This window comes from Rhizobium sp. CECT 9324, assembly GCF_918741265.1.
GTDB lineage: Bacteria > Pseudomonadota > Alphaproteobacteria > Rhizobiales > Rhizobiaceae > Allorhizobium.
The window spans coordinates 1,308,494-1,327,778 of the sequence record NZ_CAKKMZ010000001.1; the positions used below are offsets into that span (position 1 = coordinate 1,308,494).

General features: G+C 61.5%; 16 protein-coding genes. 6 read left to right on the forward strand and 10 right to left on the reverse strand.

Annotation, left to right across the window (positions count from 1 at the left end):
• Positions 1-87 precede the first annotated feature (87 nt).
• On the forward strand, positions 88-2,259 hold the full coding sequence (katG, locus tag LQ231_RS06370; protein WP_230170713.1) for a catalase/peroxidase HPI: 2,172 nt from the start codon (positions 88-90) through the stop codon (positions 2,257-2,259).
• 236 nt (positions 2,260-2,495) lie between these two features.
• A complete protein-coding gene (locus LQ231_RS06375) occupies positions 2,496-3,146 on the forward strand; it encodes a TetR/AcrR family transcriptional regulator (protein ID WP_113140385.1) in 651 nt (216 codons plus the stop codon).
• An 11-nt stretch (positions 3,147-3,157) separates the two neighbouring features.
• On the opposite strand, the gene LQ231_RS06380 is transcribed toward LQ231_RS06375, so the two are convergent.
• The gene (locus LQ231_RS06380) at positions 3,158-4,111 is read right to left on the reverse strand and encodes a LysR substrate-binding domain-containing protein (protein WP_113140709.1); all 954 of its coding nucleotides are present in this window, start codon (positions 4,109-4,111) and stop codon (positions 3,158-3,160) included.
• Positions 4,112-4,309: 198 nt separating this feature from the next.
• On the opposite strand from LQ231_RS06380, the gene LQ231_RS06385 reads away from it, so the two are divergent.
• Complete coding sequence (locus tag LQ231_RS06385; RefSeq protein ID WP_230170714.1) at positions 4,310-4,609, forward strand: DUF1127 domain-containing protein; 300 nt, start codon at positions 4,310-4,312, stop codon at positions 4,607-4,609.
• 115 nt (positions 4,610-4,724) lie between these two features.
• Here the strand turns inward: LQ231_RS06385 and LQ231_RS06390 are convergent, their stop codons facing one another.
• The 8 genes from LQ231_RS06390 to LQ231_RS06425 all read right to left on the reverse strand — a co-directional run bounded on the left by LQ231_RS06390 (position 4,725) and on the right by LQ231_RS06425 (position 13,584).
• Positions 4,725-5,612 (reverse strand): DUF937 domain-containing protein, encoded by an 888-nt coding sequence (locus tag LQ231_RS06390; RefSeq protein WP_230170715.1) that lies wholly within the window; start codon positions 5,610-5,612, stop codon positions 4,725-4,727.
• 134 nt (positions 5,613-5,746) lie between these two features.
• Positions 5,747-7,120, reverse strand: a complete 1,374-nt coding sequence (locus tag LQ231_RS06395) for a glutamate--cysteine ligase (RefSeq protein WP_113140387.1) — start codon at positions 7,118-7,120, stop codon at positions 5,747-5,749.
• Between the two features lie 153 nt (positions 7,121-7,273).
• On the reverse strand, positions 7,274-8,011 hold the full coding sequence (locus tag LQ231_RS06400) for a 16S rRNA (uracil(1498)-N(3))-methyltransferase (RefSeq protein ID WP_230170716.1): 738 nt from the start codon (positions 8,009-8,011) through the stop codon (positions 7,274-7,276).
• Positions 8,012-8,020: 9 nt separating this feature from the next.
• Positions 8,021-9,562, reverse strand: a complete 1,542-nt coding sequence (locus LQ231_RS06405) for an inorganic phosphate transporter (protein WP_230170717.1) — start codon at positions 9,560-9,562, stop codon at positions 8,021-8,023.
• A 177-nt stretch (positions 9,563-9,739) separates the two neighbouring features.
• Positions 9,740-10,249, reverse strand: coding sequence for an NUDIX hydrolase (locus LQ231_RS06410; protein WP_162742566.1), 510 nt, complete (start codon positions 10,247-10,249; stop codon positions 9,740-9,742).
• 198 nt (positions 10,250-10,447) lie between these two features.
• Positions 10,448-11,203 (reverse strand): HAD-IIB family hydrolase, encoded by a 756-nt coding sequence (locus tag LQ231_RS06415; protein WP_230170718.1) that lies wholly within the window; start codon positions 11,201-11,203, stop codon positions 10,448-10,450.
• Positions 11,185-12,522 (reverse strand): glycosyltransferase, encoded by a 1,338-nt coding sequence (locus LQ231_RS06420; RefSeq protein WP_230170719.1) that lies wholly within the window; start codon positions 12,520-12,522, stop codon positions 11,185-11,187. Before LQ231_RS06420 ends, LQ231_RS06415 begins: the two co-directional genes overlap by 19 nt.
• A 222-nt stretch (positions 12,523-12,744) precedes the next feature.
• The gene (locus LQ231_RS06425; protein WP_230170720.1) at positions 12,745-13,584 is read right to left on the reverse strand and encodes a FadR/GntR family transcriptional regulator; all 840 of its coding nucleotides are present in this window, start codon (positions 13,582-13,584) and stop codon (positions 12,745-12,747) included.
• 182 nt (positions 13,585-13,766) lie between these two features.
• Here LQ231_RS06425 and LQ231_RS06430 point away from each other — a divergent pair, with 182 nt between their 5' ends.
• Together LQ231_RS06430 and LQ231_RS06435 are read left to right on the forward strand one after the other, a co-directional pair.
• Entirely contained in the window at positions 13,767-15,038 is a 1,272-nt protein-coding gene (locus tag LQ231_RS06430) for a DUF3422 family protein (RefSeq protein ID WP_113140394.1), read from the forward strand.
• 147 nt (positions 15,039-15,185) lie between these two features.
• Positions 15,186-16,595, forward strand: coding sequence for a DUF6880 family protein (locus LQ231_RS06435; RefSeq protein WP_230170721.1), 1,410 nt, complete (start codon positions 15,186-15,188; stop codon positions 16,593-16,595).
• A 42-nt stretch (positions 16,596-16,637) separates the two neighbouring features.
• On the opposite strand, the gene LQ231_RS06440 is transcribed toward LQ231_RS06435, so the two are convergent.
• Positions 16,638-17,534: a LysR family transcriptional regulator gene (locus LQ231_RS06440; RefSeq protein WP_230170722.1), complete on the reverse strand. Its 897-nt coding sequence runs from the start codon at positions 17,532-17,534 to the stop codon at positions 16,638-16,640.
• A 142-nt stretch (positions 17,535-17,676) separates the two neighbouring features.
• Between LQ231_RS06440 and LQ231_RS06445 the strand changes: the two genes are divergently transcribed.
• Complete coding sequence (locus tag LQ231_RS06445) at positions 17,677-19,110, forward strand: FAD-linked oxidase C-terminal domain-containing protein (RefSeq protein WP_230170723.1); 1,434 nt, start codon at positions 17,677-17,679, stop codon at positions 19,108-19,110.
• Positions 19,111-19,285 lie beyond the last annotated feature (175 nt).

Genomic DNA, 19,285 nt, shown 5'->3' on the forward strand with positions numbered 1-19,285 from the left:
AGATACCATCAAATACAATTGGAAATTATGGATCAATTACGAGATTGTGCCGCCAGAAACGTCGTTCCGTTAAAACAGGAGGCCAATATGAACGAACATACGAAACCGATCGGCAAATGTCCGGTAATGCATGGCGGCAACACCGCCACGAGCAAGTCTGTGATGGATTGGTGGCCGAATGCGCTGAACCTCGACATCCTCCACCAGCACGACGCCAAGACCAATCCTCTGGGTCCGAACTTCAACTACCGCGAAGAGCTGAAGAAGCTCGACGTCGAGGCGCTGAAGGCCGATCTGCGCGCGCTGATGCTGGACAGCCAGGAATGGTGGCCGGCTGACTGGGGCTCCTATGTCGGCATGATGGCCCGCGTCACCTGGCATGCTGCCGGCTCTTACCGCACGACGGATGGTCGTGGCGGCGCCAATACCGGCAACCAGCGCTTTGCGCCGCTGAATTCCTGGCCGGACAACGTCAACACCGACAAGGGTCGCCGCCTGCTGTGGCCGATCAAGAAGAAATACGGCAACAAGCTCTCCTGGGCCGACCTGATCGCGCTCGCCGGCACGATGGCCTATGACGTCGCCGGTCTCAAGACCTTTGGCTTCGCCTTTGGCCGCGAAGACATCTGGCATCCGGAAAAGGACACCTATTGGGGTGACGAGAAGGAATGGCTGGCGCCGAGCGACGAACGTTACGGAGATGTGACCAAGCCGGAAACACTGGCCAACCCGCTGGCCGCCGTGCAGATGGGTCTGATCTACGTCAACCCGGAAGGTGTCAACGGCAAGTCCGATCCGCTGGCAACCGCTGCCCAGATGCGCGAAACCTTCGCCCGCATGGGCATGAACGATGAGGAAACCGTAGCGCTCACCGCCGGCGGCCATACGATCGGCAAGTCCCACGGTAATGGCAGTGCCTCCAATCTCAGCGCCGACCCCGAAGCTGCAGGGCCTGAATTCCAGGGTCTCGGCTGGATGAACACCAAGGGTCGCGGCATCGGCCGCGATACCGTCGTGTCGGGCATCGAAGGTGCCTGGACCGCCGAGCCGACCAAGTGGGACAACGGCTTCTTCGAGATGCTGTTCAAGCATGAATGGACGCTGACCCACAGCCCGGCCGGAGCGTCGCAATGGGCACCGATCACCATTGCCGAGGAGGACAAGCCGGTTGACGTCGAGGATGCCTCGATCCGCGTCATGCCGATGATGACCGATGCGGATATGGCCCTCAAGGTCGATCCGATCTATCGCGAAATCTCGCAGCGTTTCATGAACGACTTCGCGGCATTCTCGGACGCCTTCGCCCGCGCCTGGTTCAAGCTGACCCATCGCGATGTCGGCCCGAAGTCGCGCTATTTCGGTCCGGATGTTCCCGCCGAAGACCTGATCTGGCAGGATCCGATCCCGGTCGGCCGTACCGACTATGACGTCGTGGCGGTCAAGGCCAAGATCATCAACAGTGGCCTGTCCACCGGCGAGATGGTGGCGACGGCCTGGGATAGCGCCCGTACCTTCCGCGGTTCCGACAAGCGTGGCGGTGCCAATGGTGCTCGCATTCGCCTGGCGCCGCAGAAGGACTGGGAAGGCAACGAGCCGCAGCGGCTTGCCAAGGTCCTGGCCGTTCTCGAAGGCATCGCATCGGAAACCGGCGCAAGTCTTGCCGACGTCATCGTTCTGGCCGGCAATGTCGGCGTCGAGCAGGCGGCGAAGGCCGCGGGCTTTGATATCACCGTACCCTTCGCCCCGGGTCGCGGCGACGCCACAGCCGAGCAGACCGATGCGGACAGCTTTGCTGTTCTCGAACCGCTCGCTGACGGTTTCCGCAACTGGCAGAAGACGGACTATGTCGTCAGCCCCGAGGAAATGTTGCTCGATCGTGCGCAGTTGCTGGGCCTGACTGCTCCGGAACTGACCGTGCTCATCGGCGGCCTGCGCGTGCTTGGCACCAACTACGGCGGCACGGCACATGGCGTGTTCACCGACCGCGTTGGCGCACTCACCACCGACTTCTTCAACACCCTGACGGACATGGCCTATACCTGGGTCCCGACCGGCAGCAATTCCTACGACATCCGCGATCGCAAGAGCGGTGCGACCAAGTACACGGCGACGCGCGTCGACCTCGTGCTCGGCTCGAACTCGATCCTGCGTTCCTATGCGGAAGTCTATGCCCAGGACGACAACAAGGAAAAGTTCGTGGCGGATTTCGTCGCGGCCTGGACCAAGGTGATGAACGCAGACCGGTTCGATCTGGTCTGATCGCATGCGGCAGCTGGTGCCGGTCTTTGAGCCGAAACCAGCCTGTCTGTCTCCCTGAAACCGACAGCATCATCTGGCCGAGCAGGCTCGGCCAGATGATGCGGAAAAAGGTCAGCGCCCGCCAGCGCTGACCTTTTTTGTGCTCTTCGATGCAATTGCGGAGTTCCTGACGGTCGCGTTAACCTTTTGGGCAGTTGCCGCCCTTATTTGGCTTGGTATAAGTTTACAGGGAGCCGGTGGGTACACCGGTTGGTATGTCGATGATCGACCACAATGAAAAGCCGCGACTCCGGTTGCGCAAGAAGCCGCAGCAGGAGCGCAGCATCCAGCGTCTGGAAGCCATCATGGCGGCGAGTATCCGCCTGGTGACGGAAAAGGGCGTGTCGGCGTTGACCATGAGCGAGATTGCCGCGCAGGCGGGCATACCGATTGGCTCGCTATACCAGTTCTTTCCGGAAAAGGCGGCGATCATCCGGGCGCTGCATGATCATTTCACCAAATCGATCAGTGGAACCACCACAACTGTATTCAGCGGCGTGAAGACGCGCGAAGAGGCTCGTGACCGTGCCGGCGAATCCCTGATCAAATTCTATCAAATGTTCACCAAGGAGCCGGTCTACCTGTCAATGTGGACGGCGACTTTGTCGGACCCGGACCTGAAGCAACTGTCGACAGCCAGTCACGACAGGATCATTACCGCGTTTCTGGCCGATCTCGGCGATCTTGTGCCCGAGGAGGATCAGGAGCGCATGCGCGCCAATCTGAAGCTGCAGATCCTCAGCACGGGCGAAGTCATTCGCTTCATTGCCGGATTGCCGGAAGCGCAGGCGCAGATCTATATCGTGCAGTGGCAGAAATTCATCAAGGCGACGCTTTTCGACATCTAAACACGGCTCGCCTACCAGCCGGGAACCATGTTGCCTGATCTCTGACGCGGATAGTATCGCGCGTAGGGCTTGCCCTCGCCGTCCAGATCGTCCTCCACCTGCGCCGGGGTGATGTTGTCGAGGCACGCGGTAATGTGGTCCGTGATCGCATTCAGCAGCGAAGTCGACAGGCCTGGACGCTTCATCAGGCCGATCTGCACGGGTGGCAGCGGCGGAAAACCATCATTGGCCGTCAGCACTTTCATACCCGTCCGCAGCGCCGATTCCGGCAGGATCGATACAGCCATGCCGGCAAGCACCGCGGCGGCAACCACCGTTGATGACCAGCTCGTGAACAGGATCTGATATTCACGCCCGTCGGCGTCGAGCGCCGAGCATGCCAATTGCCGCCATTGGCAATCGCGACGGCCGACGGCGAGCGGCACGGGGGCGTCTTCCCGCAGCGGATGGTTGGCCGAACCGACCCAGCACAAAGGCTCCGTGCGCACCACATCCGACTGCCGCAGCAGCGGATTGTGCGTGACCAGCGCAATGTCGAGCTCGCCTTTGGCCATCTTCTCGGCAAGATCGACCGAGGGCTCGCAGACGATATAGAGTTCGACATTCGGATGCGTCTTGGCAAAGCGCCCGATGATCTCCGGCATGTAGCGATCGGCGTAGTCGTCCGGCGTGCCGATGCGCAATGTGCCCTCGAGACGATTGTCGTCGAAAGCAGCGATCGCCTCGCCGTTAAGACGGATGATTCGGCGGGCGTAGTTGAGAAGCTTGTCGCCGTCGGCCGTCAGCCTGTTGCCGCGCCCATCCTTGATGAACAGCTGCTTGCCGACGCGCTCTTCCAGACGGCGCATCTGCATCGACACGGCGGACTGGGTCTTGAACACGCGGCCGGCCGCCTTGGTGAAGCTGCCGGTATCGACGATGGCAATGAAAGTCTGAAGCTGATCGATATCGAGAGGTGCCGACATGACGGGAGCATCCATAAATGATGTTGATGCTTACCATTAGAAACATTCGTTGGACTGATCAATATGCTTTCGACATTCTCGGTCTTGCAAATCGCACTGACCAATAGTGGTCGCTCTGTTCAAACCCCAACCCCATGACCTTTCCGCAACTGCGGCAAGGACGCTTTTTCTCGTGCCAAAATCGGAAGGATGACTGCCATGCGCACGACTGATCGGATCCTCGACCTTGACCTCGCTACTCCACGGCCGACGCTTGCCCAGCGTCTGGCGAACTGGATGGTGACCCTGCGATCCCTTCGCTCCGCCCTGCGCAATCATCGTGCTGCGAACCGCCTGGTTGAATTGGATGAGAGGCTCCTGAATGACCTCGGCCTCAGCCGTGTCGACATCCACGAAGTCCTCAATCTGGTCAGCTACGCGGACGATCCTTCGCCGCATCTGAAGCGCATAGCACGCCGCCGGTCCGAGAATTCGCTGCGCGGGGTGCGCGCCGAGTGACTTTTCCCATCCCCGCAGGGTGATAGCCAATAGCCCTGCATTTTGCCCGGTCCTGAACGAATTCAGGCCGGGCTTTTTTTTGACCGCACCAGCCGGATGCCGGAAAGGCCGCGAGCTATGGCTTTTCGGCCGGCGGAACTGCGGCTTCGCCCTTGCTGGCGGTCAGATATTGGTCGAAGATCTGCTCCATGCTCTTCTGATAGCTCTTCTGGACCTCTAGGCCGCTGTCGAACATCGAGTTCATCATTGCGGTGAAGCCGGCCTGATCTTCGGCTGCTGCAGGTTTCGCCTCTTCCCTGGCGGACTGCGCGGGATTTTCTGTCGGCTTGCCACCGGCTGCCGCGCCATAGGAGGCCGCCATATCCTGAAATGCCTTGGCGAACGGATTGTCGAAAAACGGATTGCCGGTGGCGGTCTCGGGCTTCTTCGCCCCGCCCATCATGTCCTGGAAAGCCTTGGTGAAGGGGTTGTCAAAGATGTTGGCCTGCGGCTGCGGTTTCGGCTGCATGCCGGTGCTTTCCAGCCATTGCTGCATCATCTTGTTCATCGGCGAGTTGGCAAAGGCATCCGCACCGGGAAACTGGCCGGTCGTCTGCTTGAAAAGGCCGCCCATGATCGTGTCGGCCATCGCCGGCATCATCTGCTTGAGCACGTCCTGGCCGATGCCTGTCAGCTGGGCGGCCTGGGCGGCAATCGCTCGCGACATGTCCTTGGAGCCGAACAGCTGCTGGAGAACCTGATTGCCGTCGGCCACGCCCTGCGGCGTGAAGGCTGAGCTCATGTCCTCGAAATACTTGGCGTAGTTGCCAGAGGTCATGGACGAGATCAGGGTGGAGAAATCGTATGGGTTGCTGGCGCTGCGCTTGAAACCGGAGGCGAAGGCCGGCGTCAGGGCCGCCATGGCCTTGGCCGCCTGCTCCTGGGCAAGTCCGAACTGACGGGCCATGGCATCCATCGCCGTGCCGTTCTGCGCCTGAAGCATCATGTCGAACAGTGGCAGCATGGACGTTTTCTCCCCGGTTACATGCAGATCATCGCTGGCACTATAACCGGAAAAAACACTGCGCAAACCGGTTTTTACCGGTGTTGCGAAAGCGCCAGTGTGTTGCAAAGAGCGGGGCCGTCGCAGCCCCCCGATCAATACTGGTATTCTTCGAAAGCCGGATCGATCCGACCACCCCAACGACCATGGTAGAGCGACAGCATGTCGTCGGCCAGTGTCGTGCCCTTGGCGAGCACTTCGTCCAGCGGGCCGAGGAACACGCTCTCGTCCTGGCCTTCGCCATTGAGACGTGCGCGGGCCTTCAGGCCCTGCCGTGACAAGTCGACAACGTCGCGCGCCACATGCATCAGCGGGCGGCCGGCAATTGAAGCCTTCAGGCCCTGCGCCGGAACGGTGTCGCGCATGTGGATCACGTCGTCGACGGTCCAGTCGGCGGTCAGTTCGTCGGCGGCGGCAAGGGCTGCGTCATCGTAGAGCAGTCCGACCCAGAAGGCCGGAAGAGCGCAGATCCGCCGCCATGGACCACCATCGGCGCCACGCATTTCCAGGAAGCGCTTGAGGCGGACATCCGGAAACAGCGTCGAAAGGTGGTTGGTCCAGTCGCCGAGTGTCGGCTCCCATTCGGCCACTTCGCCCTTCAGCGCGCCGTCCATGAACTGGCGGAAAGTGACGTGGGTACAGTCGTGATAACGTCCGTCGCGCACGATGAAATACATCGGCGCCTCGATCGCCCAGCGCACATAGTCGCCGAAACAGAAATCCTTGGAGAAGGTGAAGGGCAAAACACCGGCGCGCTGGTTGTCGGTGTCGCGCCAGATATCGCCGCGCCAGGAAACCAGCCCGTTCGGCTTGCCTTCGGTGAAGGGCGAGGAGGCGAACAGCGCGGTCGCCAGCGACTGCAGCTTCATTGACACGCGCATCTTCTGGCGCATGTCGGCCTCCGACGAAAAGTCGAGGTTCACCTGGATCGTGCAGGTGCGGTACATCATGTCGAGACCCTTGCTGCCGACCTTCGGCATGTAGCGGGTCATGATGTCGTAGCGCTGCTTCGGCATGCGCGGCGTTTCGGCCAGCGTCCATTTCGGGCTGCCGCCAAGGCCGAGGAAACGGATGCCCATCGGTTCCGCGACGTCGCGCAGCACGGCCAGGTGATGGTTCGATTCCTTGCAGGTCTGGTGCAGCGTTTCCACCGGCGCACCGGAAAGCTCGAACTGGCCACCGGGCTCGATCGAGATCGCGCCCATGCCCGACTGTTCGCCGAGGCCGATGATATTGTCACCGTCCATGATCGGATCCCAGCCAAGCTTTGCCTGCATGCCCTTCAGGAGCGCTGCAATGCTCGCGTCGCCGAAATACGGCACGGGGCTGTTGTCGGCGCGGAAGAAGGCGAATTTCTCGTGCTCTGTGCCGATCCGGAACGCCTCTTTCGGCTTGGAGCCGGCGGCCATATAGGCGGCCATGTCCTCAATGGAGCCGAGGGGTGTATCGTCGGTCGTGTCACGAGCCATGAAGGTAACCTTGTTGGGCTTTGTCGCAGGGCGCGTAGGCCCATGGGGACAGGTGATTGGACCGGAAATTTGTTGTGTGCAAGTGAAAAACTCTCAAGGCCTGCTCAAAAAAGAGAAACGCCGTACTCTTGAAATTGACGTTTGCGAAACCGCCTACCGCCAGTCCCCGATTGCCGCCTGCACCACGGCTATGGCCGCGACGGCCGCCGTATCGGCGCGCAGGATCCGCGGCCCGAGCGGGATGGCGGTGACGAAGGGCAGGGCGCGTAGCAGCTCGCGTTCCTCGTCCGAGAATCCGCCCTCCGGACCGACCAGCAAAGCCAGCGAGCGTTCGGTGATGGCCTGGAGCGCCGGCAGCGGGTTCTGTGTGCTGGCATCCTCGTCGCAATAGATGATCCGTCGTTCCGAAGGCCAGCGCTCCAGCATGTCCTTCAGCTTCACCGGTGGGGCGACGGTCGGGATGGCGAGGATGCCGCATTGCTCGGCCGCTTCCGTGGCATTTGCCTGCAGCCGCTCGATATTGCCGATCTTGCCCTGCACATGCTGGGTGATCACCGGCTGCAGGGTGCCGGCACCCATCTCGACGGCCTTCTGGATCAGATAGTCCATTCGTCCAACCTTCAGCGGGGCGAACAGAAACTGCAGGTCGCAATCGGCCGGCTGTGGTCGCGTCTCTTCAACCGGTGTCAGAAGGATGCGCTTGCGTGTCGGGAAACTGATGGTCGCGCGCCACTCGCCGTCGCGGCCATTGAAGATCAGCACATCTGCGCCTTCTTCAAAGCGCAGCACATTGGCGAGGTAGTTGAACTGCTCGGGCGTTGCCTCGAAGGCAGTACCAGCCGAAAGTGCGGCGTTTACATGCAGTCTCTGCATCCGATAGTTGGCGCGCATGAAAAACCCTCAGATATGTCCAAACATCAGCGAAATGGCACCGTAGAGAAGGGCAGCCAGACCCGCAGAGCAAGGCACGGTCACGCTCCAGGCGGCGATCATGGTGATGAAATGCGAACGGCGAACCAGACGGCGGCGACCGACTTCATCGGGATCGCGTTCCGCCACCAGTTCATCGTCCGCGTCCCATTTGCCGAATTTTTCCCGCAGATACTGGATGCGGCGTTTCGAGTTGCGGATATACCATTCGCGGTAGAGGCCGACACCGAAGACCGCACCAATGGCGATATGGGTCGAGCTGACAGGCAAGCCGAGCGACGAGGCCAGAATGACGGTAACGGCGGCCGAAAGCGCCACGCAATACGCCCGCATCGGGTTGAGCTTGGTGATCTGCGTGCCGACGAGACGGATAAGACGTGGGCCATAGAGCAACAGGCCAACGGCAATGCCGAGGGCGCCGATCAGGGTGACCCAGGTCGGGGTTGCCATGCGTGCCATGGCCGTATCCTCGCCAATCGCCTGGAAGATCGCCACCACCGGACCAATCGCATTGGCAACGTCATTGGCGCCGTGGGCAAACGACAGCAGGGCGGCGGATATCACCAGGGGCAGGCGAAACAGCTTGCGCAGCGACTGATTGCGGTTTTCCAGCCCTTCGGCCTGGCTGCGGATCCATGGAATGGCGACCAGCCAGCATCCAAGGCCGACGAATGTCCCAGCGATCAGCGCGTCAAAGCGCCGGAGTTCAAACACCTGGCCGATGCCCTTGATGGTCAGGTAGACGGTAAATGCCCCGGCCATCAGGCCCACCAGCACAGGCACCCAGCGTCGGGCAGCGCCGATCTTGTCCATGCGGTAGAGAATGAATTCCTTGATGAAGGCGAGAAAGAGCGCCGCGAGCCCGCCGCCGAGAAGCGGCGAGATGATCCAACTGGCGGTGACACCGGCCAGCGACGACCAGTTCACGGCATCCATTCCGGCAGCGGCAACGCCGGCGCCCATGACCGCGCCCACGATCGAATGCGTGGTCGACACGGGCGCATTCAACCATGTCGACAGATTGATCCAAAGTGCGGCCGCAAGCAGGGCGACGAGCATGGCGGTCGCGAAGGATTGCGGATTGCCGACGGATTCCGGCGCCAGGATGCCGCGCGAAATCGTCATGACCACGTCGTCGCCGGCGATCATCGCGCCGGCAATTTCAAAGACGGCTGCCATCGCAAGTGCGGCGCCGATGGAAATCGCCCGCGCACCCACGGCCGCGCCGACATTGTTGGTCACGTCATTGGCGCCGATATTCATTGCCATATAGCCGCCGAGAACAGCCGCCGCGACCATGATCACCGCACCGGGCCGATCGCTGACATAAATTCCGGCAAGCGCCATGACCAGAACCAGAAAGACAAGGCCGATACCGAAGGGCATCACCCGTCGCAAAAGATGCAGGGCGGCCTCTTCAGCGTAGGTGATGTTGTCGAGGTCCTTGTCCAGGGTCGGTTTGGACAGTTTGGACTGCGCTCTGGGTTGCGGTTTCAGGTCAGGCTTGGCCATATTTTGCTTTCCTTCGGACGGAACGACCCGATGTCTTGCCATCCGAGGCATGGGGATCAGATGCATTCCTGCGTCGCGGCAAAACCGACGACGCGGGCATGCATTTCATCTCCTTGCGTAAGCGCAAAAAGCCAGAGGTTCAACACGGAGATGGATGTTGTTCCGGTCTATTCGACCCTATTCGGCGGCATTGGCCCGGCTGCGCGCAGCGCCCCGGTTGATCATGTCCTGTTCGAAGCTATGCAGCAGGATCTTCAGTTCCGGCTCCTGCACCCGGGATGCAGCCTCCTGGCAATTCACCCATTCCATGCGGCGCATGCCCTTTTCCGGAAAGTCATCGAGCATGTCCTTGACTTCGAGGGCATGCACCTGGACCCGGCACAGGATCTTCAGCCCGCCGTCCATGCGCTTGTTGTAGGTAAAGAAGCCGATCGGCTCCTTGCTCGCCTTGCCCTTGACGCCGGCTTCTTCGTAGGCTTCACGCTCGGCCACGGCATGGGCCTTTTTGCCTTCCATCGGCCAGCCCTTGGGGATCACCCAGCGACCGGTGTCGCGGCTGGTCATCAGAAGAACTTCCAGATCACCGTTTTTTTTGCGCAGCCGATAGCATATGGCGGCAAACTGCTGGCGCAGCGGCCGCCGGAACATGAGCTTCAGATCTGATGCCATACGGCGCAAAATAGCCAAATATCCTATACCTTAATTCTCTAATATGACTAAGACACGATACCACGACAACTTGAAGACGTTGCCATCAAAGCATCTGGGAAATACACAGATTCGTTGTGCTAACAGCAGCCGTCGATAGGAGGGCATCGTCAAGCGACATGTCGTGGCGCAACTGACTAAGTTTGGTTGTTTAGGCCGATGTTCGGCTTTGCCGGATCAAAGCACCTGCCAATGCCGCAAACCTTCGATGACGCCGGCCGCGCATTGACCTTCGGCCTGCACGATACGCTGGTTGCCCTTCGCGAGGCTTGCGAGTTCAGCAAGTGCGTTGCCCGGCATGATACCGCGCACATCCGCCAGCTCGAACATGGCGCGATCGTTGCCGGTGTCTCCGGCCACCACGACCTCGTCCAGCCCGACCTCCAGCCTCTGGCAAAGCCACGTCAGCGCTTGCCCCTTGTCGGCCAGAACAGGAATCACGTCCAGATCCCGGTTGCTGGAATAGACGACACGCGCCTCGTGGCCGGAATTCCGCAGCATCGCCTCCAGACCGTGCAGCATCTCCGGTGTGGCATCGTGCAGGAACCAGCTGGATTTCAGCCCATGCTGGAACTGTTCCGGCTGGCGGCTCAGGTGTTCGAGCTGATGCAGCAATGCATCGATCCGCTGGTTGTCGAAACCCCGTCCGAGCGCCTGCGCATATAGGCCGGAGAGGCCTTCGTCATGCGCTGCGTGCAGCATCGTGCCCACACCGCCGATGATGAAGTCTGCGGTCGGCAGTCCCTCTTCCGCGGTGAATTCCAGAATGTCCCCGACCAGGCGTCCGCTGTTATAGACGAGCAGCGGACGGGTCTGCGGGTCGAGCGCATCCCACAGCTTGGCAAATTCAAGCGTCGAGCGGCAATCACCCGCAAGCGTGCCGTCGAGATCGGATGAAAAAAGCCGGATCGGTTTCAATCGCCGTCGTTCCATGGTTCGGCCCAATCACTTTCTTCCAGCGCCTGCGCCACCGGACGGCCCTCGACCAGCGCCACGAGCTGTTGTGCGATGCCGGTCCAGGTGAACAGGCTGCGTGCCTTGTGGGCGCCCATGCGGGACAGGCGGTCGTAGAGCCGCGGATGCTTGAACGGCTTCATCATCGTGATGCCGAGATCCTCCTTGTCGAAAGGATCGGCAAACAGCGCATGACGTCCGTAGCTCACGGCGCGGAACAGGCCGCCATGCACCGTGATCACGGTCGGCGTTCCGCTCGCCATCGCCTCGATCGCGGTCATGCCGAATGGCTCGTAGCGGCTCGACAGCACGAACATGTCGGCGGCACGGTAGTAGTCCGGCAGATCGTCGTCGGCAATGAAGCCGGAGAAGTCGACGCGGTCTTCGAGGCCGTAATGCGAGACCTTGGCATGTAGCTCGTCGAGGATCTTCTGTTCCTGCGGGTCGAGGTTTTCGCCACCGAGCGCCAGATAGAGCCGCGCGTCTGGGATACGGCTTGCCATCACGGAAAACCCGTCGATCAGGAGATCGTAACCCTTGTTCGTTGCCAGCCGACCCAGCGCCAATACAACGGTGCCTTCGAATCCAAGCCGGTTGCGGATCATCTGCCGCGACGCGTTCGAGACGGGGTAGAAGCGGTTGTCGTCATAGCCCGGCGGGATCATGTGCACCCGGTTGCGGGCGACGCCGTAATCCTGTGTCAGCATGTCGAGCTGGATCGGCGTCGTCGCCACCACCAACTGGCAGCTGCGATAGACGATCAGCTCGTGTTGAATGCGTTCCTTGAAGTTGAACTCGGTCTCGAACTTGTCCGCCCGCTCCGGATAGTCGGTCTCCATCTGCCGCTTCTTCCACATGCCGAGCGAATGCGGCGTGTGAATATGCGGCACGCCCAAGGCCTCTGACAGGCGCTGGCCGGCAACGCCGGCATCCCAGTAGTGGCTGTTGATGAACAGATAGGACAGGCCCTCGCGCCTGATATAGCGCAGCGCCTTCTCGTTCCATTCGTTCAGATGGCGATGGAGATATTCCTTGGGAATGAAATCGCGGCCGCCGCAGGGAATGCGCACCACGCGCACATTGTCGTCGACAACGTCGATTTCCGGCTGATCCTCGAAGCGCCGGGTATAGATGTCCACCTGATGGCCGAGTTGCGCGAGCTTCTTGGCCAGCTCGAGAACATACACCACCTGTCCGCCGGTATCGGCCGCGCCAAGTGGTGGGTGAGCGGCCACATAGCCATGGGTGGAAACCAGCGCGATACGCGGCGTCTCCTGCGGGTCGATATGTCTTGTCATGGTCCCCACTCAGAAAAATGTGTTTGTATGAAGCGCATTGAAAACGCGCATGATACGCCAAAGTTCCAAGTTGTGAGATTAAAATTTCAATAAATACGATTTGTGGCGCGCTTTTGTCAGCTAAGTCGCTGAAACAAGCAACAAAAAACTCACGCCTTTTTGTTCCCTGGTCACGGCAATGCGTTTGCACGCGAACCCGATGCCGCCACGCGAGGGCATGGATTACGCCTTGTCCGGTTTGGGCGGCAGCCCGGGGCGCGGGCTGCGTGCGGACGGTGCATGGCCGTCGCGGCGGATCATGCGCAGCTTGGAAACCCGGTTCCACTCGTCTGATCTTGCCGTTTCTGCGGCCGCCTGCATGACGAAGTCGATATGCGCCTGCGCCGCCTGCTTGGCCATCACCGCATCGCCGGCGAGAATGGCGTCTTGGATTGCCACATGCTGATCGAGCAGCTTTTCGCGGGCATTCGCAAGCGAGAAAACCGCTCGGCGATTGAAGAGAATGCCTTCCGACAGCAACCGGTAGCAGGCGCGCATGGTGTGCAGGAGGATGACATTATGCGCCGCCTCGCCGATTGCATTGTGGAACTCGACATCCGCCGCAAGTTCGTCTTCCGGCAGGCCGGCTTCATGCGCCTGGCGCATGTCGTCGATGATCCGCGACAGCAGTGCTTTGTCGGCCTCGGTTGCCCGTCTTGCGGCCAATTCCGCCGTCAGCCCTTCCAGTTCGCGCCGGTATTCCAGATAGTCGCGGGTCGCGCGCGCATGCCGGGAGATCAGGTCGGTGATCGGCTTGGAAAACACCTGGCCGATGATATCGGCGACAAATGTACCGCCGCCGTGGTGACTGACAAGCAGGCCGCGCGCCTCCAGTTCCTTCAGCGCCTCGCGCAGGATCGGTCGGGAGACGTCCAGCGATTGCGCAAGGTCGCGCTCGCCGGGCAGCCTGTCGCCATCGCGCAGCACGCCGTCGAGGATCAGCAATTCCAGCTGGTGCACCACTTCGTCGGCTGTTCGGCTATGGCTGACGCCCGCAAAAAGCCCATCTTCACCGTCGCTCATCGACCTCTCCCCTTTGAGCGAGCTTTACCAAGTGTCGGTGCAAATGGTCAAATTAATGGTCCACTTGCGCCGTGGCGAAAACGCGACACCTGTTCAACTCTTGCACCGCCTGTGACGATTGTTCCTTGGCCCCGGCTCCTTCTCGCTGCTACGTCAGGAGGGACGCAAGCGGAGACGGACACGTGGCAAAGGGTGATTTTGCATTTCCGCTGGCCGCGGACCGGGCCCTGGCGCTGGGCGAGATCCATGCGCGCCCCTATGCGCTGGTGAAATCCGGCCGCGTCATCTTCCAGCTCGCCTTCATGATGGATGGCGGCGCGGCGGTGCATCATGCGGCGATCGCCGAACTGTCGCGCGGCCGCGGCATCGCCCCGCCGGAGCGCCAGGCCCGCCACCACCAGTTGGCCTGGGGGCAGGGCACATTGCGCTGGGAGCGCCACACCGAGTTTTCTACCTGGTTCTGGGACGGACCGCTGCCGGAAAAATTCGGTGGCGATGTGCCGATCCATCCGTTCGGCGATGGCTTTACAGCACCTGGCCCCTTGATTTCCGGCATAAGGCTGGAGCTGCGCCCGGATGGGCCGGACATCGACGAAGCCAAGGCGGCGTTCGATCCTGCCAGCCTCTGTTACAGCGAGCTGAAGAACGGCCAGGCGGCGGTGCTCACCGACTTTCGCCAGGATGGTAACGGCCTGACCCAGATTCTGGTCATCGATCGCGGCATGACCGAGGCCGGCCGCGGCGCGCTGGTCCAGCGCCTGCTCGACATCGAGACCTATCGCACAACGGCGATGCTTGGCCTGCCGCTTGCCCAGACTTTGTCGCCCGAAATCCGCCGCATCGAAGATGGCCTGACCGCAGTCACCCAGCGCATGAAGGCCCATGCCCGCGAAGAATCCGACGAGATGCTGGCCGAGATCACCCGCCTTGCCGCCGAACTCGAGGCCAATGCCGCGCTCAGCCTCTACCGCTTCGGCGCCAGCCGCGCCTATGACGGCATCGTGCGCGAGCGCATCAAGACGCTCGACGAGACGCCGGTTCCGGGTCACGAAACCCTCGGTTCCTTCCTCGAGCGGCGCCTCGCACCGGCCATGCGCACCTGCCAGTCGATCGAGGAACGCCAGGCCAACCTGTCGCGCAAGCTGTCGCGCGCTACCGGCCTTGTGCGATCCTGGATCGACGTCGAACTGGAGCGGCAGAATTCCGATCTGCTGACCACGATGAACCGGCGCGCCGAAATGCAGCTGCGCCTGCAGCAGACGGTCGAAGGCCTCTCGGTCGCGGCGATTTCCTATTATGTGATCGGTCTGATCGGTTATGCCGCAAAGGCCGTCAGCCACGATCTCCTGCCGGTCGACGCGGCGGTGATCACCGGCGTCTCGGTGCCCTTCGTCGTTTTCGGCGTCTGGTGGGTGGTCCGGCGGATCAGGAGAAGCCACGAAGACGGGCATTGAGGCCGGTCATTGCACGGGAATGTCGCCGAGAGCATTCTAGTGCGAATAGGCTTGCTTATCACCGATGTGTTGTTTCGAATTTGCTTGCCCGTCCCAGTAGGGCAGCCGATATAGGTGCCAACGGCAGGAATGATGTAAGCGGACTAGATGGCAAGGCAGACACGCGCGAAACTCGACAAGAAGGGGCTCTCCGGCCTGGGCCTCGACAAGCTGGTCGAGATCCTGCTTGAGGAGGCGACGGCCAACAAGGCCCTGAAGGCGCGGCTGCTGACGGCACTGGCAGGCGAGACCGGCCCGCACGAAATGGCCCGCCTGCTCGACAAGCGCCTCGACACCTATGATCAGGCGGTGACGCGCATCAACACGGCACGTGCCAAGGATCTGGCGATCGAATTTGCCGGCCTGTCGCGCAATATCCTGTCGGAACTCGGCGCGGCCGATCCGGCCGGTGCCGCCGAGCGCATCCTGCGGTTCCTCGCGCTGCGCTTCCCGATCTCGGCGCGCCTGGTGTCGGACAATGCACGGCTGTGGAAGGTGTTTGACGATACCGAGGTCGCGGCGGCCGAATTGATCGGAACGATTGCGCCCGAAGAGCAGGTTCTGCTGGTGCCGCAGATCGAAAAGCTGCGGCTGCGCGATCGCTACGGCGAGCATACCGGATTTCTGCGGACGCTGACCGGCGTTCTCGGCAAGCCGGCTGCCGAAAGCTGGAAGGCGCTGCTCAACGAGGTCCTGGCAAAGGAGCCGCTGAAGCTCGGCGCGCTCGACCTGCTGCAGGCTTTGGCCGTGCATCAGGGTGATCTCGACACGCTGCTGAAGCTCGAAAACAGCAAGCCGGAAAACCGCCGCGACACGCTGGCCATGGCCGCCCTGCTGCATGCCGCCGGCCGTTTTCAGGACGCGCTGGAATGGGTGCAGCAACGTCCGAGCGGTCTGCGCCTGCTGCCGTTTAATGGGGAACTGGTTTCGGTCGGTCCGGAATATGGCGCCCGCGAGCGCCGTCTGCTCGAGGCGGAAATCCTGGAACGGTTGAAACGTCGCGAAGATGCGCAGGCTTTGCGCTGGCGCGAGTTTTCCGAGACCTTCGATCCGGCCGTGCTCAAGCTCTATCTCGCCAAACTCGATGATTTTGCCGAATTCGACGAGATCGACCGGGCCTTTGCGCTGGTCGAAAATGCCAGCGATATCTACGCCGCGCTGGAGTTTTTCGTCACCTGGCCCAAGCTCGATCGCGCTGCCGCCCATGTGCTGCGACACGATGATCGCTGGGAAGGCCGCTATTTCGAGGATCTCGCGCCGGCGGCCGAAGCGCTGGCTGACCAGCAGCCGCTGGCCGCAACGGTCCTCTACCGCACGCTTATATCAGATATCCTCCGCCGCGGCATCGGTATCGCCTATCCGTTTGCCGCCCGCTATTTGGTCGAGCTTGGCCGGATCGCGCCACATCTGCCGGACGATGTTAGGCTCAAGGACCACGAGGATTTCGTCGACGACCTGCGCCGCAACCATCCGAAGAAGCATGGTTTCTGGAGCGCTGTTCCGGGCATCTGGCCGTAAGCCGGACCGCTGTTGGCGCGCGCCTGTTTGGTAGGTGTGTGCTTACCTATCCCAATAAGGGTGCGGCCCATAAAGCTCTGCCACATAGTCGATGAACAGCCGCACCTTGGCCGGCAAAAACTGCCGGCTCGGATAGACCGCCGACAGCGCCACATTGCGCGAGCTTTCATAGGCCGGCAGAACCTGCACCAGTTTTCCGGACCTGAGTTCGGCGCCGATATCCCAGGTCGAGCGCAGGGCGATGCCGAGACCGGCGATCACCGCCTCGCGGATCACCTCGCTGGAATTGGTCGTCAACATGCCTTCCGGCCGGAGCGTTATGGCCCCGGTCGGCCCCTCGAGCCGCCAGGCTTCGTGATTGTGCGCCGGCAGACAGCGATGACGTTTGAGGTCTTCCAGCGCCTTGGGCTCGCCGTGTTCCGCCAGATAGTCCGGCGAGGCGCAGAGAACGCGGCGCACCGGCGCCAGCCTGCGCGCCACCAGCGAACTGTCGTTCAGTTCGGCAATGCGGATCGCGAGATCAAAGCCGCCGCCGACAATGTCGGTGAACTCGTCGGAGAGCACGAGATGGATTTCCAGATCCGGATGCGCCTGCATGAACGGCTTCAGATGCGGCGCGACATGCATGCGGCCGAAGGAGGTTGGCGCCGAGATCTTCAGCGTGCCATTGACCTCCGACGAGCGCCCGGAGGCAAAGGCTTCCGCCTCTTCCAGCCCGCCAAGCACGGTCAGCACCCGCTCATGAAAACCTTGGCCCGCTTCCGTCAGCGAGATCTGTCGTGTGGTGCGCTGCAGAAGCCGGGTGCCGAGCTTGTCTTCCAACCGCTTGATGCGTTTCGACACAACGGCGGGCGACAGGCCGAGGTCACGCGCGGCGGTCGACATGCTTCCGGCCGCAATCACGCGAACGAAGACTTCAAGATCGCCAAGATTTGTCATCAGTGAATGCTACTTTTTACCAATTTGTCATAAGTGCTTAGCATTTGCTGTTCGCGATTCAAAATGGTAAGTATTTTTTACCAGTTGATGCATGTTGAGGATCCGGCGGCGCGGGACTACGGTGGAACGAGGGAGTATCAGCATGTCCGAAGCCATCGCCTTTTTGCCGCCGCAGGCAGCCATCCTGTCACGCCGCGCCGAAATCCTTACCGATCTCGCCGAGCTTGTTCCGGCCGGACGACTGGTGCACGAGCCCAATGCGCTGGTACCCTTCGAGACCGACGGTTTCATTGCCTATCGCCGCAGGCCGCTCGCCGTCGTCCTGCCGGAAACCACGGCACAGGTCGCGGCGGTGATGAAATATTGTCATCGTCATGCCATCCCGGTCGTGCCACGCGGCGCCGGCACCTCCTTGTCCGGCGGCGCGATCCCGCAGGAGGACGCCGTGGTTCTCGGCCTGTCGGCGATGAGCCGCATACTCGACATCGACTTTGCCAACCGCACGGCAACCGTGCAGGCCGGCGTCACCAATCTCAACATTTCCGAGGCCGTCGGTGCTGATGGCTTCTTCTATGCGCCCGATCCGAGTTCACAGCTCGCCTGCACCATTGGCGGCAATATCGCGATGAATTCCGGCGGCGCCCATTGTCTGAAATACGGCGTCACCACCAACAACCTGCTCGGCGTCAAACTGGTGCTGGTCGATGGCACGGTGATTGATCTCGGCGGCAAACATCTCGATGCTGAGGGTTATGACCTGCTCGGCCTCATCTGCGGCTCGGAAGGCCAGCTCGGCATCGTCACCGAAGCGACCGTGCGCCTGCTCGCCAAGCCGGAAGGCGCGCGCCCGGTTCTCTTCGGCTTTGACAGCGCCGAGGCCGCCGGATCCTGCGTCGCCGATGTCATCGGCGCCGGCATTGTCCCGGTCGCCATCGAATTCATGGACAAGCCGGCAATCGAGATTTGCGAGGCCTTTGCCAAGGCCGGTTATCCGCTCGATGTCGAAGCCCTGCTGATCATCGAGGTCGAAGGCTCGGAGGCGGAGATGGACGCGATGCTGCTGTCGATCGTCGAGATCGCCAGGCGACACGGCGTCAAGACCGTGCGCGAATGCCAGTCGGCGACCGAGGCCGCGCTGATCTGGAAAGGCCGCAAATCGGCCTTCGGCGCCACCGGCCGCATCGCCGACTACATCTGCATGGACGGCACGGTGCCGCTCAGCCAGCTCGCCTATGTCCTGCGCAAGACCTCCGAGATCATCGATCGCTACGGCCTGCGTGTCGCCAATGTCTTCCACGCCGGCGATGGCAATATGCACCCGCTGATCCTCTACAATATCAACGATCCCGAAGACGCCGCCAAGGCCGAAGCCGCCGGCATGGAAATCCTCAAACTCTGCGTCGATGCCGGCGGCTGCCTGACCGGCGAACACGGTGTCGGCATCGAGAAACGCGACCTGATGCGCCACCAGTTCGCCGAGGTCGATCTCGCCCAGCAGATGGCCGTACGTTCCGCCTTCGATGAAGCCTGGATCCTCAATCCGTCCAAGGTCTTTCCGCTGGAGGGGAGGTCGTGATGGTGGCTTCGATGGTGCACCCCCCTCTGCCCTGCCGGGCATCTCCCCCTCAAGGGGGGAGATCGGCAAGCCGTGATGCTTTTGCCTCAAGCCAACCGTGGTGCATGACGCTCTCGTTTGCGTCTTCGGCGTCTGAAGTGTGCAAGGCGCTGCTCCAAATGATCTCCCCCCTTGA

Excerpts from the sequence above, each read along its gene's own strand:
- LQ231_RS06385 (WP_230170714.1), top strand. The coding sequence starts at position 4,310 with ATGCGCACGACTGATCGGATCCTCGACCTTGACCTCGCTACTCCACGG.
- LQ231_RS06435 (WP_230170721.1), top strand. The coding sequence starts at position 15,186 with ATGGCAAGGCAGACACGCGCGAAACTCGACAAGAAGGGGCTCTCCGGC.
- LQ231_RS06440 (WP_230170722.1), bottom strand. The coding sequence starts at position 17,534 with ATGACAAATCTTGGCGATCTTGAAGTCTTCGTTCGCGTGATTGCGGCC.
- LQ231_RS06445 (WP_230170723.1), top strand. The coding sequence starts at position 17,677 with ATGTCCGAAGCCATCGCCTTTTTGCCGCCGCAGGCAGCCATCCTGTCA.
- LQ231_RS06395 (WP_113140387.1), bottom strand. The coding sequence starts at position 7,120 with ATGGCTCGTGACACGACCGACGATACACCCCTCGGCTCCATTGAGGAC.
- katG (WP_230170713.1), top strand. The coding sequence starts at position 88 with ATGAACGAACATACGAAACCGATCGGCAAATGTCCGGTAATGCATGGC.
- LQ231_RS06380 (WP_113140709.1), bottom strand. The coding sequence starts at position 4,111 with ATGTCGGCACCTCTCGATATCGATCAGCTTCAGACTTTCATTGCCATC.
- LQ231_RS06420 (WP_230170719.1), bottom strand. The coding sequence starts at position 12,522 with ATGACAAGACATATCGACCCGCAGGAGACGCCGCGTATCGCGCTGGTT.
- LQ231_RS06400 (WP_230170716.1), bottom strand. The coding sequence starts at position 8,011 with ATGCGCGCCAACTATCGGATGCAGAGACTGCATGTAAACGCCGCACTT.
- LQ231_RS06415 (WP_230170718.1), bottom strand. The coding sequence starts at position 11,203 with ATGGAACGACGGCGATTGAAACCGATCCGGCTTTTTTCATCCGATCTC.
- LQ231_RS06390 (WP_230170715.1), bottom strand. The coding sequence starts at position 5,612 with ATGCTGCCACTGTTCGACATGATGCTTCAGGCGCAGAACGGCACGGCG.
- LQ231_RS06425 (WP_230170720.1), bottom strand. The coding sequence starts at position 13,584 with ATGAGCGACGGTGAAGATGGGCTTTTTGCGGGCGTCAGCCATAGCCGA.
- LQ231_RS06405 (WP_230170717.1), bottom strand. The coding sequence starts at position 9,562 with ATGGCCAAGCCTGACCTGAAACCGCAACCCAGAGCGCAGTCCAAACTG.